Origin of the sequence: uncultured Shewanella sp. (genome assembly GCF_947497935.1) — a bacterium.
In the GTDB taxonomy this organism is placed as follows: domain Bacteria; phylum Pseudomonadota; class Gammaproteobacteria; order Enterobacterales; family Shewanellaceae; genus Shewanella.
Genome location: NZ_CANMIO010000020.1, coordinates 1 through 17,678 on the forward strand (window position 1 = coordinate 1; position 17,678 = coordinate 17,678).

Annotated in this window: 16 protein-coding genes, 1 pseudogene and 1 riboswitch; of the genes and pseudogenes, 8 read left to right on the plus strand and 9 right to left on the minus strand. The window is 45.1% G+C overall.

Going from position 1 to position 17,678, the window contains the following annotated elements; all coding sequences use genetic code 11:
* Positions 1 to 295: 295 nt before the first annotated feature.
* Both Q1A86_RS17660 and lepB read left to right on the plus strand, forming a co-directional pair.
* The gene (locus Q1A86_RS17660; protein WP_299809517.1) at positions 296 to 1,051 is read left to right on the plus strand and encodes a hypothetical protein; all 756 of its coding nucleotides are present in this window, start codon (positions 296 to 298) and stop codon (positions 1,049 to 1,051) included.
* 143 nt (positions 1,052 to 1,194) lie between these two features.
* On the plus strand, positions 1,195 to 1,854 hold the full coding sequence (lepB, locus tag Q1A86_RS17665; RefSeq protein WP_299809520.1) for a signal peptidase I: 660 nt from the start codon (positions 1,195 to 1,197) through the stop codon (positions 1,852 to 1,854).
* Between the two features lie 66 nt (positions 1,855 to 1,920).
* Here lepB and Q1A86_RS17670 read toward each other — a convergent pair whose 3' ends face one another.
* Together Q1A86_RS17670 and Q1A86_RS17675 are read right to left on the minus strand one after the other, a co-directional pair.
* Positions 1,921 to 2,220: a GIY-YIG nuclease family protein gene (locus tag Q1A86_RS17670; protein ID WP_299809741.1), complete on the minus strand. Its 300-nt coding sequence runs from the start codon at positions 2,218 to 2,220 to the stop codon at positions 1,921 to 1,923.
* Positions 2,221 to 2,267: 47 nt separating this feature from the next.
* Complete coding sequence (locus Q1A86_RS17675; protein WP_299809523.1) at positions 2,268 to 4,412, minus strand: S9 family peptidase; 2,145 nt, start codon at positions 4,410 to 4,412, stop codon at positions 2,268 to 2,270.
* A 188-nt stretch (positions 4,413 to 4,600) separates the two neighbouring features.
* Positions 4,601 to 4,858: riboswitch (FMN riboswitch) on the plus strand.
* Between the two features lie 162 nt (positions 4,859 to 5,020).
* On the opposite strand from Q1A86_RS17675, the gene ribB reads away from it, so the two are divergent.
* Positions 5,021 to 5,659: a 3,4-dihydroxy-2-butanone-4-phosphate synthase gene (ribB, locus tag Q1A86_RS17680; protein ID WP_299809526.1), complete on the plus strand. Its 639-nt coding sequence runs from the start codon at positions 5,021 to 5,023 to the stop codon at positions 5,657 to 5,659.
* A gap of 314 nt (positions 5,660 to 5,973) precedes the next feature.
* Positions 5,974 to 9,174, plus strand: a complete 3,201-nt coding sequence (locus Q1A86_RS17685; RefSeq protein WP_299809529.1) for an EAL domain-containing protein — start codon at positions 5,974 to 5,976, stop codon at positions 9,172 to 9,174.
* 63 nt (positions 9,175 to 9,237) lie between these two features.
* Here Q1A86_RS17685 and ftnA read toward each other — a convergent pair whose 3' ends face one another.
* Positions 9,238 to 9,765: a non-heme ferritin gene (gene ftnA / locus Q1A86_RS17690; RefSeq protein ID WP_299809532.1), complete on the minus strand. Its 528-nt coding sequence runs from the start codon at positions 9,763 to 9,765 to the stop codon at positions 9,238 to 9,240.
* Positions 9,766 to 10,115: 350 nt separating this feature from the next.
* On the opposite strand from ftnA, the gene glp reads away from it, so the two are divergent.
* The 4 genes and pseudogenes from glp to Q1A86_RS17710 all read left to right on the plus strand — a co-directional run bounded on the left by glp (position 10,116) and on the right by Q1A86_RS17710 (position 12,867).
* A complete protein-coding gene (gene glp, locus Q1A86_RS17695) occupies positions 10,116 to 11,360 on the plus strand; it encodes a gephyrin-like molybdotransferase Glp (RefSeq protein WP_299809535.1) in 1,245 nt (414 codons plus the stop codon).
* Positions 11,361 to 11,394: 34 nt separating this feature from the next.
* Positions 11,395 to 12,165 (plus strand): molybdopterin-synthase adenylyltransferase MoeB, encoded by a 771-nt coding sequence (gene moeB / locus Q1A86_RS17700; protein WP_299809537.1) that lies wholly within the window; start codon positions 11,395 to 11,397, stop codon positions 12,163 to 12,165.
* 288 nt (positions 12,166 to 12,453) lie between these two features.
* Positions 12,454 to 12,672 (plus strand): annotated as a pseudogene (locus Q1A86_RS17705) (DUF333 domain-containing protein); the annotation flags it as partial.
* Positions 12,655 to 12,867 carry a DUF333 domain-containing protein gene (locus tag Q1A86_RS17710; RefSeq protein WP_299809743.1) on the plus strand — a complete coding sequence of 71 codons (213 nt, stop codon included), beginning with the start codon at positions 12,655 to 12,657 and terminating at the stop codon, positions 12,865 to 12,867. The pseudogene Q1A86_RS17705 and the gene Q1A86_RS17710, both read left to right, overlap by 18 nt.
* Before the next feature lie 29 nt (positions 12,868 to 12,896).
* Here the strand turns inward: Q1A86_RS17710 and Q1A86_RS17715 are convergent, their stop codons facing one another.
* The 6 genes from Q1A86_RS17715 to gltS form a co-directional block, all read right to left on the minus strand.
* On the minus strand, positions 12,897 to 13,670 hold the full coding sequence (locus Q1A86_RS17715) for a hypothetical protein (RefSeq protein ID WP_299809540.1): 774 nt from the start codon (positions 13,668 to 13,670) through the stop codon (positions 12,897 to 12,899).
* Positions 13,671 to 13,672: 2 nt separating this feature from the next.
* Positions 13,673 to 14,152, minus strand: coding sequence for an RNA polymerase sigma factor (locus Q1A86_RS17720; protein WP_299809543.1), 480 nt, complete (start codon positions 14,150 to 14,152; stop codon positions 13,673 to 13,675).
* 20 nt (positions 14,153 to 14,172) lie between these two features.
* The gene (locus Q1A86_RS17725; protein ID WP_299809546.1) at positions 14,173 to 14,958 is read right to left on the minus strand and encodes a DNA-binding domain-containing protein; all 786 of its coding nucleotides are present in this window, start codon (positions 14,956 to 14,958) and stop codon (positions 14,173 to 14,175) included.
* Positions 14,949 to 15,815, minus strand: a complete 867-nt coding sequence (locus Q1A86_RS17730) for a DUF692 domain-containing protein (protein WP_299809549.1) — start codon at positions 15,813 to 15,815, stop codon at positions 14,949 to 14,951. Before Q1A86_RS17730 ends, Q1A86_RS17725 begins: the two co-directional genes overlap by 10 nt.
* Positions 15,815 to 16,099 carry a DUF2282 domain-containing protein gene (locus Q1A86_RS17735; RefSeq protein ID WP_299809554.1) on the minus strand — a complete coding sequence of 95 codons (285 nt, stop codon included), beginning with the start codon at positions 16,097 to 16,099 and terminating at the stop codon, positions 15,815 to 15,817. Before Q1A86_RS17735 ends, Q1A86_RS17730 begins: the two co-directional genes overlap by 1 nt.
* Before the next feature lie 270 nt (positions 16,100 to 16,369).
* A complete protein-coding gene (gene gltS, locus Q1A86_RS17740; RefSeq protein ID WP_299809556.1) occupies positions 16,370 to 17,593 on the minus strand; it encodes a sodium/glutamate symporter in 1,224 nt (407 codons plus the stop codon).
* Between the last annotated feature and the right edge of the window lie 85 nt (positions 17,594 to 17,678).

Below are 17,678 nucleotides of genomic sequence, written 5' to 3' on the forward strand. Positions count from 1 at the left end.
AGGTTCTAGGTTCTAGGTTCTAGGTTCTAGGTTCTAGGTTCTAGGTTCTAGGTTCTAGGTTCTAGGTTCTAGGTTCTTCAGTATTTTTAGCCAAGTCTTTGAGTAAATTCACTAATAATTAAACTTTAATGGTAGTTATTGAGTGAATTAGCCATTACCACCAACTGCAAACCAAAGATAACATAGTTAAAACAAATAGATAACCTGTTGGCACAATTTCTGCTTATTGATCGATATTAAAATGACAGCAGCTTGTAAATGCTGCCAACCAAAAATAATAAAAGGAAGTTAACTAATGAAATCTACTGCGACCTTGCTTGCCGCCCTAATTAGCGTGTCACTTTCAGGCTGCATCATCAATGTTAATGGTGCCAATGCAGGGCCCCTTAATCACCAAAAGAAACAACTTCAAATTGATGCTAACGATATCGACACCTTAGTGGCCGAAACTGGCGCAGGCGATCTCAAGATCCAAGGTGTCGACGGGCTTTCACAGATCATGGTGACTGCGGATATTTATACCTACGGTGATATTGAAAGTAATCTCAGCCTCAAGCAAAGCGGCTCAAAAGCGACCTTAGTTGCAGAATTCGACAGCAGCATTAACTTTCAGCGCTCACCCTATATCGACCTAAACATACAAGTTCCTAGCAGCATGATGTTAGATATCGATGATGGCTCGGGGGATATCGAGATCAAAGGCCTCTCAGCAAACATTAAGCTTGATGATGGCTCTGGTGATGTATGGATCAAAGGCGGCAACGACCTCAATATCCAAGACGGCTCTGGCTCAGTTGAAGTCAGCAACACCACAGGCAAACTCACTCTTGAAGATGGCTCGGGCTCTATTACTCTCTCCGGCATTGGTGGTGATACCCATATCGATGATGGTTCGGGCGACTTAAGTGTGGAAAATGTTAATGGTCATGTCGTGATTGATGATGGCTCAGGCGATATCAATGTCGAAAACACGCTTGGGTTAAGCATTATCGAGTCAGGCTCTGGTGACTTAAGCGTAGATAACATCAATGGCTCAGTCAGCATGCACTAACCAATACCACTGCGACCATCAAGGTAAACGACTTCCCGGCGCAGGGCTTGTTGTCCATTAGTGCACCTCGCGGTCAGTGATACTGACCACAAGACCACTAACGTCAGCAGTGCCCTGCCCAACTAATTGAATGAGAGTGCTTTATGAATAAAATGAAACAGCTTTGGAAAGATAATCGTCAGTTAGTGCTATTCATTGTTTTAATGTCTATTTGTAGAAGTGCTATCGCCGACTGGTACACGGTACCGACAGGCTCTATGCAGCCTACGATTAAAGAAGGCGACCGCATTGTGGTAAATAAAATGGCCTACAACTTACGTGTGCCCTTTACTCAAATATCTTTAGCCATAACAGATGAGCCTGAACGCGGCGAAATTGTTGTGTTCGAATCAAAAGCTGCGGATAAACGCTTAATCAAGCGGGTCATTGGCTTACCTGGCGATAAGATTAGCTTAAGCAATGAAGCCCTATTCATTAATGGTAAGGCGTTGGCTTACGCTGTGGTATCCAACAATGTTCAGGAATTAATTGCTAAGGAAGATCTCAATGGCTTATCCCATAACATCCGGATTGAAAAGGATGCCAGCGATCAGTTAAGCAGTTTCGAAACGGTAACCGTACCCGAAGGGCATTATTTAGTGATGGGCGATAACCGCCGTAACAGCGCCGACTCACGGGTATATGGCTTTGTCCCTCGGGATGAAATAATGGGTAAAGCAACCAAAGTCGCCTTCTCCCTCGATTATGAAGACCACTACCGCCCCCGTGAAAATCGTTTTTTCACCAGCCTTTATAACAACTAAACACAGTTAGCTCTGGCCAGAAAAGGCGTAACCTCTATCAGTGGTTACGCCGTTATACCGATATGCTTAACCAACTGTGGCAATCAAGGCCAGCTTCTTGGCTCTCGAGTACTTCTTTAATGCTATCTCTCGCTTAAGCGCATCGGAGTGACTACCCACGGTTTCAGAGTAAGCTAGAGTCAGCGGGCCTTTTCCCCGTAGAAACTTAGCCGATTTAGCACTACCACCTTGATGTTCGCTAAAGCGACGAGCCACATCTGTTGTTATCCCGGTATAGAGGTGGCCGTTTGCACAGCGCACCATATACAGGTACCACAATGTTGTACTTACTTTATGCTGCAGCTTGGCAGGCTTTTTTCCCTCGATGCATTGCTCAGCTGGTTCAATCACTTTAGCCACATTACCCCTTAGTACTATTCTTTAGTCGTGCCAGCATCTAAACCTAGCAAACCGAGGAAGAAGGCATACTCTTTAGCGGTATCATCATACTGGCGATAGCGGCCACTCTTGCCACCGTGTCCCGCTTCCATATCGGTATCGAACAGCAGCATATTAGTGTCTGTCTTTACATCACGCAGCTTAGCAACCCACTTAGCAGGCTCAAAGTACTGTACTTGCGAGTCATGCAAGCCAGTGGTCACTAGCAGATGTGGGTAATCTTGAGCACTGACGTTGTCATAGGGGGCGTAGCTGAGCATATAGTCAAAATAGACCTTCTCATTAGGATTACCCCACTCGTCATACTCGTTGGTTGTAAGAGGGATCGACTCATCTAGCATGGTGGTGACCACATCGACAAACGGCACATGCGCTGCCACGGCAAAGTAACGCTCTGGCGCCTGATTAATCACCCCACCCATTAGTAGGCCACCAGCACTACCACCTGCGGCAACTACCTTGTCTTTTGCGCCGTAACCTTGCTCTGTCAGCGCCTTAGTCACATCGACGAAATCGTTAAAGCTGTTTTGCTTATTGAGCATTCTACCGTCGTCATACCATCCACGACCTAGCATTTCTGAACCTCGTACATGAGCGATGGCGTAAACCACACCGCGATCCAATAAGCTTAAGACCGATGAGCTAAAGTCCGGCTCGACGGTATAACCATAAGAACCATAACCATACTGATACAGTGGGTTAGTACCGTCTTTGTTAAAGCAGTCTTTGCGGTAGACCAAGGTCACCGGTACCTCTTTACCGTCACGGGCAGCAATAAACAGACGCTCTGCTTGATAGTCATCGGCATTAAACTCACCGAGGACTTGCTCCTGTTTAAGCAGTTCTCTCTCGTTTGGCTTAGCCAGTGCATACTCATACACAGACTCAGGGGTCGTTGGGCTTGAGTAATAAATGCGGAGCTTGTTGCTTTGCTGGCTGGCGTTAATATCGAAACCAACAACATAGGCGGGATCATTAAAGACCAGCTCAAACTCAGCTTGCTCATTAAACGGATACACGCGAATACGGCTGATGCCTCGCTCGCGAGTTTGCACCACCATATAGTCACTCAGCAGCAATACATCTTCTATGCGTGAGTTGAGATCGTGGGCTATCACATCTTGCCAAGCACTCTTGTCTGCCGCCTGACTAATCGCCACTTTCATTAAGCGGAAGTTACTCGCTTGCCAGTTAGTCAATATGTAATAAGTGTCGCCTAGCTTAGACACCGAGTACTCATGCCCTTCTTCTCTTGCTAACACAGGCTCAAACTTACCCAAAGATGTATTGGCATCCAACATGCGAACTTCGCTTGTTACCGTACTTTCTGCATGCAAGACGATAACCGACTCATCCAAGGATTTGCCTAAGCTGATATAGAAGGCGTCATCTTGTTCTTCATACACAAGCACATCTGCTGATTGCGCCGTGCCTAACTTATGACGAAACACTTGATAACCGAGCAGTGTCTGCGGATCTTTGGCGATATAGAACAGATGCTGGTTATCGTTAGACCATACGACACCACCGTCGGTCCCTTCGAGCTTGTCACCCATCAGCTCACCGGTTGTAAGATCTTTAAAGTACAAGGTGTATATCCGTCGACTAACAAGATCTTCACCGAACACCAGCTTGGTTTCATCAGGGCTTACCGATACGCCACCTAAACCATAAAAATCTTTACCTTCCGCGCGTTCATTCACATCTAGCAGCACTTGCTCCTGTTCACTTTCCAACGCGGTTTTACGGGCTATAACTGGGTATTCAAAACCCTGTTTGTAATAACGGTAGTACCAATGCTTATGCCAGAAATAAGGCACACTCGACTCATCTTTATCTAAACGGCCCACCAGCTCATCAAACAAACCTTGCTTAAGCTCACTAAAGGGTTTGAACTCTTGTTTGGTATAGACATTCTCTGCGTTTAAATACGCAATTACCTTGTCATCTTTACGCTCGTCATCTCGCATCCAGTAATAGTCATCGACACGGGTTACACCATGGAGAGTCATGCTATGTGGAACTTTATCGGCTTTAGGTGGTTTTACAGCTTGGGTGGTGGTCATATTATTACATCCAAATAGCAATACAGCGCTGAGTATGAGCGGAGCAGTTTTCATCTAACATCCCTTTCTAATCTCAGTCAAAATGTTCCGTACATTGACTGGGGCGATTCCTGAATCGCAGTATCGATAGTTTTTTGCGCTATCGCGCTATTTTAACAGCCCAGCTTGTCATTTTATTTAAATAGGGGCAACATAGCGCCACTTGGCTAGTTTGTTAATCAATTCATTAATAATCAGCCAAAAATAATTCTCAGGGCGGGGTGTAATTCCCCACCGGCGGTAAATTATGCTGAGTATATCAATCACAGTATAAAAGCCCGCGAGCGCCTAGTTTACGCTATTAAATATCAATAGCAGTCAATATTAACTAGGGTCAGCAGATCTGGTAAACAGACCTTATCAAAGACACCCGTCATCAATAAGGTTGTACCTACTCCAGAGCCGACGGTAATGAGTACTAACTAAGTGAGTACGCTAAGTCCGGATGAAAGAGAATATAAGAAAAAACGAGGGAACCGTAAGCTACTGTTAGCTTTGTGGTGCTCTTTGTCGCTCTTATTATGCATATAACTATTAGCCAAAGTTTTTGGCTGATGGTATGTGTCATTTTCTGTACGCCCTGATTCTGGCCAACCCAATGTCGTATTTTAAGGATGTTATCCATGAATCAGTCTTTACTTGCCCCATATGGCAACCCAATCGAACGTGTTAATGCTGCGCTAAACGCACTTCGCCAAGGCAAAGGTGTGTTAGTTGTCGATGATGAAGATCGTGAAAATGAAGGCGATCTAATCTATGCAGCAGAGACTCTCACCAATGAACAGATGGCACTACTCATTCGTGAATGCAGCGGAATCGTTTGTCTATGTCTAACCGATGAACGTATTGAGCAGCTGCAACTCCCCCCTATGGTGAGTGACAACAACAGCCAATATGGCACAGCCTTTACCGTGAGTATCGAAGCTAAACATGGTGTCACTACAGGTGTTTCAGCTGCCGATCGCGTAACGACCATCAAGACCGCTATAGCCGACAATGCTCAGCCCGATGACTTAGCACGCCCAGGTCATGTGTACCCACTGCGGGCTCGTCCTGGTGGTGTGTTAGAGCGCCGTGGCCATACAGAAGGCACGGTCGATCTTATGAAGCTTGCCGGCCTCAAGCCTTTTGGGGTGCTATGCGAAGTGACACTGCCAAACGGCACCATGGCCCGCTTACCTGAAATTGTCGAATTTGGTCAGCAACATGATATGCCAGTACTCACCATCGAGGACATTGTTGCTTATCGTAATACTCAATAATTAAGTTTACAGTTAACAGCCGCAGTCTATGCGGCTGTTTTCTTATGCCGCTTTCATTTATATAACCACTTACTTATATTCATTATGTATAACAAACTGTTCAGCAAAACCTTTGATTTGGCAGATGTTTGAAGTATTTTGTTAAATTCGTGACCTAGACTGGACTTTAATAGACACGCTAAGGCGCACATTCATTTCTATGGTTATTATTTGGCGCTATTTTTTACTTCGTATAGCTCCACTGCCTTACTAAGACAAAATTATCTCCTGCGGAGGGCCATCGCCGAATGCAACCCGTGTTAAGCCGATTAAGCTTGAAACAGAAATTATTTCTATCTGCATCTTTACCTATGTTTATATTGGTATTACTTGCAGTGCTAAGCGCATCAACACTCATTAAGCAGTACCAACATGCTTCAGCAAATGTGCTCACCACTAAAGTCACTTTAGGCATAGAAAATGTCATCTATGAACTACAGAAAGAGCGCGGCCTCTCGGCTGGCTACCTAAGTAGTGACGGTCGCTTATTTAAACAAGAACTAGAGCAACAATGGCTGACGACCGACAAGATGTTTCAAGAGTTAGTGTTCAACTCCGCGCTCGATAAAACCATCAATACAGTGAAAAGTGACACCGAACTTTTTAATACACTGCAAGAACAACTCAGTAAAGCCAGCTTAGCACGACAACAACTCAGTATCGCCCGCCAAAAAATCATCGAATTAAATACACCCGAATACTTCAGTTTTTACTCCAGACTCACCCAAAAGCTTATAAACTTTGTCTCGCAACTACGCTTCAAGAGTGATAATTCCTATCAGGTGTTAGTGCAGGCCGATTTAGTCAACATGCTGAAGATTCAGGAACTATCTGGCCAAGAACGCGGCTTAATCAATCAACTACTTTCGGCACCGGTGTTAGAGGCTGGCGCTTTCAAGCAGATCGCGCAGATTAGAACTCAACTCGACAATGCCATTACCAATGCTATTTCGGTCATGACACTCGATAATCGAGCCAGCTTTGACCTGTTGATGGATAGCCAGGAACAGCAACTTATCTCTAGTTACCGTATACAGGTCCAGCAACAAGTTAGCCTGATAGAGCAGGCTGAAATTATCAATGACTTGATTGGTTATCGTGGACTTAGCTATAACCTTAATGGATACCTAACTACATTAAACCCAGCTTATCTAACTAAATTTCGAGAAAACTACTTCGCCTTAAAAACCGTACTAACTCATTTAACTAATAACTACCCCCTCACTCCAGAGCAACAAGGCTTGATTAAGGCGATTAAGCAAACTGCGGATGGCTACCAAGAGCACGTAACCAAAGCAGAGTTAACCCAGTTACCTACCCCTGGAGCAACATTAGAGTTACTCGCACAAGACATCGCCTTACATGACAACCTTTATCAACTACAAAAGCAGAAGCCAGCGATCGATAGCGAGTCATGGTGGAATGCCGCAACAGCAGGCATTGACGCCCTTCATCAGATTAATACTCAGCTGACGGCTAAAATCGCCCATCAAAATGAGGTGGAAAAACAACAGATCCTCTCTTATCTCTATATCAGCCTCTTTGCTGGTTTGCTCTTCTTCTATATCGTCTATCTAGTGGGGAGAAATATAGCCAACAACCTTATCGACTCGGTGAGAGGCATAGTTGATGATGTTGAGAAACTGGCAAAAGATCCAAGCCTAGTACTCGATCTAGAAGTTAAGGGTAAAGATGAGCTGGCACAAATAGCACTGGCCGTAAATCAAATGGTATCAGAGCGCATGAAGTCAAGACGCGCGCTACACCAAGCCTCTGCCGTATTCAGGCATTCTGCCGAAGGCATTATCGTCACCGATGCCAGCAACCGTATCGAGCTGGTTAACCCCGCCTTCACCAAGATAACTGGTTATACCCTTGAAGATGTTAAAGGCAAGAGTCCCAATATCTTAAGCTCTGCCCATCACCAAGAAGATTTTTACCAAAAGCTGTGGCAATCCTTATCGAGTAAAAATAGCTGGGAGGGAGAGATCTGGAATAAACGCAAAGATGGCAAGATCTATCCTGAATACCTAAAGATCACCGCAGTGAAGAACAATAAGAATGAGACCGTTCAGCATATTGGCTTGTTCTTAGATATCAGTAACAACAAGCAGTATGAGCAGGATATCTGGTATAAGACCAACTTCGACTCCTTAACGAAACAGCCTAATCGCCACCTATTTTCTTCTAGGCTGCAGCAAGCTATCGATACTGCACAAAAAACTGATAGCCAAGTTGCCATCTTCTTCATCGACCTAGACAGGTTTAAGTTTATTAACGAGCTCCACGGCCACGCTGCAGGTAACAAGGTGCTTAAGCAATCGGCGACACGGCTCGAAGCCGTGCTTGGACCTGATGATTCTATCGCCCGTATAGGTGGCGATGAGTTTGCTGTTATAGCGCCACAAACAGGCAATGTTGGCACCGAACAACTGGCGCAGAAGCTCAGTGATGCACTATCTAAGCCTTACTTGTTCGACAATAAAGAAACCCTTATTTCCTCCAGCTTCGGTATCGCCTTCTACCCAGAAGATGGTCAAGATATTGAAACGCTACTGCATAACTCTGAAACAGCCATGTATCAGGCCAAGCGCGATGGCCGAGCACATTTTCAATATTTCTCCCCCGAGATGAACGTTGAAATGCTTGAACGCATGCACCTTGAGCAGAGACTACGTAAAGCTGTTAAACAGTCAGAGTTCTACCTTGAGTATCAGCCTGTTATCGATATGCGTAGCGGCAAGGTAACCAGTGTTGAGGCGCTTGTCCGTTGGCGAGATCCAGATTACGGCGTCATCTCACCACAGGCCTTCATCCCTATCGCCGAAGAGGCTGGATTAATTGAACCTTTAGGCGAATGGATCTTACATCAGGCGCTGTCAGACCTTGCACAGTGGCACGCCCAAGGATTAATGCTCAAGATGGCCATTAATGTCTCGGCACGCCAATGTATTCACTCCAGAGACATTAGCTTTTTAGACATACTCAAACAGACATTAGCCAAACATGACATCGCCGCCGAAAATTTACACATCGAAATCACCGAAAGCATGTTGATAGAAGATAAGCCGCAATGCTTACAAACTTTAGAATCGATTAAACAACTAGGTGTCGATATCTATCTCGATGACTTTGGTACAGGTTACTCGGCACTTAGCTATCTGACTCAATGCCCTATTTCTGTCATTAAGATCGATAAGAGCTTTATCGATAATGTATTAGACAATCCATCTGATGCTAAATTAATTAAGGCGATTGTGATGATGGCGCAAAGTTTAGAGATGCCGCTTGTGGCTGAAGGGATTGAAACTATAGAGCAATGGCACTTCTTACGCGGCTTAGGCTGTGATTACGCCCAAGGCTTCTTGATGTCTAAACCTCTACCTAAGGCACAATTAGTTGAATTTTTACGGCAAGCTCAGCCATTTCAATACCTCAACCGAGCAGCTGAACTCAGCGCAGTTGAGTCGCTATAGAAGTAATGGACATAAAAAAAGAGCAGCTTAGCTGCTCTTTTTTTTTGTTTTTAACCAAGCGACTTATACAGCGGCGCTAGTCATCACGCTTGCAGACTCTTCTACTGCCATCTGCGCCAAATCTTTATCAACGAAGAATAGAGCTTTACCATCTTCACCTACCAAGCGAATTTTATCGACGATTGACTTGAATAGCTTCTCTTCTTCATGCTGCTCAGACACATACCACTGCAGGAAGTTGAAGGTAGAGTAGTCTTGATTAGTGAATGCAGCATGGGCCAACTCATTAATCTTCTTAGTGATCAATTGCTCGTGCTCATAGGTGTATTCGAATAGAGCCAACAATGAAGGAAACTCGGCTTGTGGCGCTTCGATAGTCCCTAACAATGGCATTCCACCCGTTTCACTCACGTAAGTGAATAAACGCTGCATGTGGCCCATCTCTTCCTCGGCATGAGCACGCATAAACTGAGCCGCCCCTTCAAAGCCTTTATCTTCACACCATGCACTCATCTGTAGATACAGGTTTGAGGAGAAGAACTCCATGTTGATCTGGTCATTTAACTGGTCAATCATCTTCTGGGCTAGCATATCTATTCCTTAGGACTTTCTGTTTATGGCGGTTATTGTTATCAAGCTAGCTATTAATTGCAATAAAATTTACTTAAGTGATTGTTAATTAAATAATAATGGTTTTCATTTACAGCACTTTACGTTACCTTGGTTGCGATTAGATTTAACAAAATAACGAATAAAATCAGAGTTAAGGCTCTTATTCTGCCTCAAAGTGATACAAGCTAAATTGTTTGCATAAATTACGATTCAATTTTAACTCTGTTTAAAAACTGCCGCGCAGATCATAGCCATCTGCATTCACCGTGGCATAATGCACTATATTCGTTTTTACTTAACGTTCCGATTTACCTCTCAAGGATAGATAGATGCAGACTCATGCAGATCCATGTTCTCAACCTAGCCTAATGCATCCCGATCAGGCTATTGTTAAATTACTAGAGCAAGTTAAGCCAATCACAGACTCAGAAGTCGTGACACTGCCACAAGCATTAGGTCGAGTACTTGCTGAAGATCTCGCCTCTCATATCGATCTCCCACCATTCGACAATTCGGCGATGGATGGCTACGCCTTCAATTTTGCCGACTTAAGTGCTGGCACGCCGCTGAAATTAATCGGTCAATCTTTCGCGGGTCATCCTTTTAAAGGTGAATGCCTTAAGGGTGCCTGTATTCGTATCATGACCGGGGCCCCAGTGCCTAACGGTTACGACACGGTACAGATGCAGGAAAAGGTCTCCGCTGACGGCGAGCAGATCACCATTGAAGCGCCTAAAGAGCTTGGCGCGAATGTTCGTCGTCGTGCTGAAGAGCTCACAAGCGGTACCAAAGTATTAACTACAGGTACCTTAATCGGCGCGGCTGAAATGGGCGTACTGGCTACAATCGGTGTGAGTCAGTTACGTGTTAAGCGCATTGTTAAGGTGGCATTTTTCTCTACAGGTGACGAACTGCGCCCAGTAGGTAGCGAATTAGGCCCAGGCCAGATCTATGATTCGAATCGTTATAGCATTCAAGGTTTACTCAGCCGCGCGAATATCGAATGGATCGATCTTGGCGTCATCGAAGATGATAAAGAAGCCATTCGCCAAGCCTTTAAAACCGCATCAGAATGCGCCGATATGGTGCTAACCTCGGGTGGCGTCTCTGTAGGCGATGCCGATTACACTAAGCAGATCTTAGATGAAGAAGGTCAAATCACGTTCTGGAAGCTAGCCATTAAACCGGGTAAACCTTTTGCCTTTGGCCATCTTGGCGATGCCATTTTCTGCGGACTACCGGGTAACCCAGTTTCCTCTATGGTGACCTTCTACAAGCTTGTGTGGCCGTTGCTCAATAAGATACAAGGTTTAGCTCAAGTTAAACCGGTCACCCTAAAAGCGACACTAAAAGGGGAAATTCGTAAGTTCCCAGGACGAGTTGAATACCAGCGTGCCATCTTAAGCTATAACGCTGAAGGTGAAGCCGAAGTTGAAGTCACTGGCGGCCAAGGTTCAGGCATGCTGACCTCAATGACTCTGGCAAATTGCTTTATTATCTTAGCTCAAGATTGCGATGGCTTAAGCGATGGCAGTCAAGTGACTGTAGAGCCTTTTAATAGCGTGCTTTGCTAAAACGAGCACAGCGTAAACTTATGAGATCAATTTGATGTCTACCGAACAAACAGCAACAGATGAAATCTTATCTGATGCGGAAATATTACGTTATAGCCGCCAAATATCGATCAAATCGATGGACTTTGAGGGCCAAGAAAAGCTTAAACAAGCCAAGATATTGATCATTGGAGCTGGCGGCTTAGGCTGTGCGGCGAGCCAATATCTTGCTGTGGCTGGCGCGGGCTCAATGACATTAGTTGATTTCGATACCGTCGAGATCTCAAACTTACAGAGACAAGTCTTACACCAAGATGCCAACGTCGGCCAAGCTAAGGTCGATTCTGCCAAGCAAAGTCTTACCGCGCTCAATCCGCATATTCAGATTGAGACTATCAATGCTGTTTTAGATGACCATGAAATCGATACCCTAGTTGAGCAACACTCTATCATCATGGATTGTACCGATAATGTGGCCGTGCGCGAGCAGCTCAACCAGAGTTGCTTTAAGCACAAGAAGCCACTGATCTCCGCAGCCGCTATCCGTATGGAAGGCATGGTCACTGTATTTGACTATCAAGAAAACACACCTTGTTATCACTGCTTTAGTAAGCTATTCGGTGAGCAACAGTTAAGCTGTGTGGAATCAGGTATTCTGGCACCAGTTGTCGGCATGATAGGTTGCTTACAAGCTGTAGAAGCCATCAAGGTCATTGCTAGTATGGGGCAGACTCTAGCTGGACGCATCTTGATGATAGATGCGATGACGATGGAGTTTAGAGAGATGAAACTACCGAAACTTCCAGGTTGTTCCGTCTGTAGTTAAGACTTATCAATCTGATAAAGAATGCTTAAATGTGGCCCGCTGTGGCCACTTTTTTATTCACAACACAGCATCTATCACCTCGCTATTTAGCAGATGTCATTTGCCACTTGTACTCGACTGAAAGCTTCCGTAAATTAGAACTCAAATGGAATAACCCTTTTCAGCTGCTATTACGTTAGTAAAGTCACTAACCTAATCCCAAGCTTGATAAAGAGTGTAACGGAGTCACTAATGAATACGCTTTTCTCTCTAAGTAACTGCACAAAAGTCACCGCTCTCGCTGCGACAATAATACTGCTCGCAGGCTGCAACCCTTCAGCTGAAAACCAAGCTCAGAAAACTGAAGATCCAGCAAAACCCGTTCAGCTAGCTAACCCAGCTTCAACTTATTGTGTGTCTCTTGGCGGCGAACTAGAAATTGAAAAACAAGCTGAAGGCGAAGTCGGTTATTGCAGCTTACCCAATGGAGAGCGTATAGAGGAGTGGAGCTTGTATCGACGAGATCACCCGTCAGACGCCAATGAATCTGATACAACATCTAAGTTAATTAAGCCTCAAGTCGGTAAGCCTAACCCTGCGACACAAAATTGTATCGCTCAAGGCGGTAGTGTCGATCTGACCACCAGCATTTGTACACTGCCTAGTGGTGAGCAAATAGAGCAGTGGCAACTGTATCGTCGTGATAATAAGGTCACTGAATAACGAGTCACAATCCTTAATCTTATTTTGGGTTATTCAATTGAGTGAGCAGTCGCCATTAATAACCCTTTTTCAACCCAGATAGATACCGCTACGCCTCTCTCCACCAGCTCTACAGGCTTTTGACCTAAGTCAACACGAGGAAGCTCTCCATATAATGTCTTATCGTATTGGACTTGGTATAAAGTTAAAGGCTGCTTATCAACAAACCTTATCTGCGCAGCCGTCAACCCTTGAATTGAGCAGTATCGGCCGCCTATCATCTGTTTAGCCTCACCAATACGACTGGAGCTCACCAGTGTAAAATCAAGCTCTGTGAAATAATCTCTTAACTGTGACAGCTCGGCGGTTTGCACTTCGAGTGGCTTCATCTTGATATGGTTTTTAGCCACTTCAACAGCAATCTTTATGCTCATATCACTAACGCCTAACTGTGGAGTACTGCTCGGCTCTCCTTGCCAACCTATCTCTGGATACCAATTCAGACTAAGTACTAGTAGTAATACACTGGCAGCTAACGCCAGCATACTTTTATACCGCGTCGGGCTATCATCACTCAACTCCTGCCCAGCGGCTAAACCATTATTACTCTGTCGAATGCCTTCGCTATACTGCGTAGAAGCTGATCCCGTATGCAAAGGTGACGACTCACCTTCAACTTGAATAGCATTGCCTTGGGTTGCCTCTACGCCAACCAATAGGTTCTCCAACCTTACCAACCCTTGTTCACTCAAGGTTTGTGTTTCAATATGCTGTTTAACTAAGGCTTTAAAGCTCATATCGGCGGCATCTGTCTTCTTTGTCATTTTTACAGCCCTCCAATAGTTTGCGCCGCATCATCGAGTGCGAGATCGGCTATTTTCAGTTTAATACGGTGTAAACGTGACAAGATAGTGCCACGGGGCTGCTGCAGATCTTCGGCTATCTCAGCCGCGCTATAGCCCTCTATGGCCCACAGGTATAACACCTCTCTCTCGGCAGGATTAAGCAGCTCAAATAGGTGCTCAATCAGGTTGTGTTGAATTTCTACCTCTTCGAGGCATATTTCATCGAGCAGCACGGGAGCATTGTCATCTAGCGGTTCAAAGTCCACGATTTTGAGCCTACGGCAGTCGTCGATAAACTGATTACGGATCACTTTTCTTAGATAAGCTCTTAACTGAAGCGGTCGACTACTCGTCTTTAGCCAGCTCTCTACGGCGGTTTGTAGTAGATCTTCGGCCTGAGAGTTATTGCCGGTAAGGCAAAAACAGTATCGATACAAACTCTGTAGCAGCTCTCTATCCATAAGCTCCCTACCCATAAGTTCTAGTCCACCTCGGCAACGAGCCTAAAGCCACAGATCCATTGCCGCTCAATCAAGTCACTCAGCAAGCTAAGATCTAAAGCCGAGGCAGTAATTTGCGCGAGTGTTTGACCTGCGGATATTGCTTGCAGCAACTGCATCATGGGCTGTATGACTAGACTAAACTGCGCCTTATAACCATTTCTATGGATCACTAGATAACCGGTATCATTCCCAATATCTTCAGCAACATTGTTTTGCGCACTCTGTTTATGTCGATGCCAAATTTGCTGTACAGGGTAATGACAAGTGAGCAGGGCGAGATCCGGTCGCAGCAATAACACCGCCTGTTGTTGCTCCTGCTCGTTTAGCTCGGCTAATTGCTCTAGTTTGCAATTGGGTGGCTGCATCATCACTTCTACATCCATCGCGTAATAGCTCTGGTTTAATAGCCATTCCAATTGAGCCAGTTCAGGTAAGTACTGCAGTTCTTTAAAGCCTTGATGCTGACGAACCTCTACTGCTAGCCAGTGAGCAAAGTTCTGTCCGTATCGATTCAAGTTACTGTCATTTAATGGGTATTGCCGAGCATAGCCTTTTACCAATTGTGTAAAACAGGTTTCCCCCACTACCGTTTGGCAGACAGGAAACACTAACTGCAGTGCACTCAATATCGCTTGAAAAGCATTATTACGGTATATATCTAGCCGACTCCGCTCGCGCTCATTGACTAGCAGGGTAAGCCTATCCGCACTACCTTGCGGCTCAAGAGCAAGGATAAAGGCCGATTGCCAATCTGCTAAGCGCATCGCTCGTCACCCGCATCGTCACTAGCACCAACTAGTGATGGTTCTCGTAATATATCGGCTGCAATCTGCCGCTCTTGCAGCAAACGCTCCAGCGTTGGTAATTCGTTATCCCATTCAATCATGCTGGGAATGGCGCCATGTTTATTAATGTATGATTTGAATGCAGCCCAGACACTAGGCGCAACAGGATGGTTATGGGCATCGAGCAGGTAATCCCCCTTATCGTGAAAACCGGCAAGATGGATCTGCTTAACTCGCTCAACCGGAATAGAATCCATAAATGATTGCATTGATTGATTGAGGTTAACGCTAGTCACGAAGGCATTATTAATATCGAGTAACAGGTAACAATCGGCTTCTTCAGCTATGGCTGCAATAAACTCCCCCTCGCTCAATTCGTTATGACGACAGCTCATATAGGTAGATACGTTTTCTAGCAGAATCCTTTCACCCAAAAAATCTTGAGCCTGCTTAATACGCTGGCTGATATGCATCACCGCCTCCTGGGTGTATGGCAGTGGTAGCAGATCGGCCACCTTAAAGTCGTCATTGCCAGAGAAGCTGGCATGCTCAGAATACCAATGCGCGCCACACTGCTCTTTTAACGCTTTTATCTGACTAAGGTAGTTAAAGTCGAGGGGACTTGGGCCACCAAGAGATAACCCCACGCTATGAAAAACTAACTCAAAGCGCTCACTGACAACCTTGAGCAGATGCTGATTTAATCCACCATCGACCAGCCAGTTATCTACGAGTACTTCAAGCCAAGGGATCTCGATGGACTCATCTGCCAATAACTGCTGGACATGGGGAATACGCAGACCTATGCCTGCGCCCATTATGCTTGACGAAGTCACTAGCTTTTAGCCGGTTTGACCGCTTTGACTTTACCACCAGTGATCTTGTCGCAAGTCCCTGCTGGTACATAAATCCATTCGGTAGGCATATTGTCTTCTTTAGCTTGGCCTGCGCAGCCATGGCTGCCATCTAAGGCGCCACAATCATTGGCCCCGGCTTTTGCTACGCCAGCACACTTTTCCCACTCTTTTGGTTGTTCTGGTACCGCTTGTGCGCCTAACGAAAGGCTGGCAGCAAGAATACCTGCGACAGTTACACCTACGGCAGTTTTTGTCGATTTCATATCTGAATGTCCTTTTGATTGATAAGATGTTCAATAGCTATAACGAATCAAAATCGTTATTGATTGCATCATGGTCAAAATTAATTCTAGTCGAATAGAAAACTAACGTCGGGCTGAGCCACTCTCGCCTTTATGAATGTATAGATGAGGTTTGCGATCGGCCTTACGTATAGGCTAGCAACACCATTGCCTATTGGCTGTCAATAAAAAAGGCACGCTAATGCGTGCCTTGTCAGTTACCCTGTTTTTGGAATAGACGGTGTCAAATATCTACAAGATAAAACTGATATAGCCTTGTAGAACGACTAAGTTAACAATATCGATAAAGAAAGCACCAACAATGGGCACCACCATAAAGGCTTGAGGTGAAGGACCATTACGGGAAACAAGCGCTCCCATATTCATAACCGCTGTCGGCGTAGCGCCCATACCAAAACCACAATGCCCGCCTGCCATTACTGCCGCATCGTAATTCGATCCCATTACTCTGAATGTCACAAAATAGGCAAAACAAGCTAACACGACAGTCTGTACGATTAAAATAATCAGTAGTGGAATCGCTAGATCAAAGATTTCCCATAGCTTTAAGCTCATTAACGCCATAGCCAGGAACAGAGATAACGCCACCGTACCTAAGATGTCGACACACTCATTATTCATCTTATAACCGCGAGTCATCTCGGTGAGGTTAGTGATCATTACCCCCAGAAATAGTGCATAAACAAAGTCAGGCATCTTCAACCAGCTTATATCGAAACTGGCCACCAAGTAGCTAACCCATTTAGCTCCTGCCACGCATAGCATGATGATAAACAGAGTTTCTAACACACTCTTCGCGGTAACATTATCAATTTCCAACTGATCATAGGTGACTAGGTCTGGATGGTCCTTATGATGGTTACCACCAATACCGTAGGAAGATTCCAGTTTGTGCTTATCAATGAGCCTTTGTGCCACGGGGCCACCAATGATACCGCCCATCACCAGGCCAAATGTTGCTGCAGCCATGGCGAACTCTAGGGTGTTCATATTGTACTGCTCGGCAAACGTCTGCGACCAAGCCGCACCGGTACCGTGTCCGCCTGAAAGAGTAATAGAACCTGCAACTAAGCCCATCAATGGTTCCAAGCCTAGCGCCGCCGCCAAACTAACGCCTACCGCATTTTGCAATATGATGTAAATCGAGGCGATACCAAGAAAAATGAAGACTTTTTTACCACCTCGGGCGAGCAGTCTATAACTGGCAGCAAGACCCACGGTGCTGAAAAACATCAGCATTAGCGTATTTTGCATAGGCAAAGAAAAGGCTAGTGTAATGTTCTGAAAATGAAGAACAGTGATAACTGCTGCAACGACCAGGCCGCCGATAATGGGCTCTGGGATATTGTACTTTTTGAAAAAAGGAACGTGGCGATTAACTGAGTGGCCGATAAACAATACCAAGATGGCGACCAAAAATGATTCTAGTTCTCCGATTGAATATACAGTATTCATGAAACTCCTATCCGTTAGGTTTTGTAGTAAACAACCTACAAAACCAAAATTAGCCGGCTATTCTGTCATATTCATTAGGGTAAAT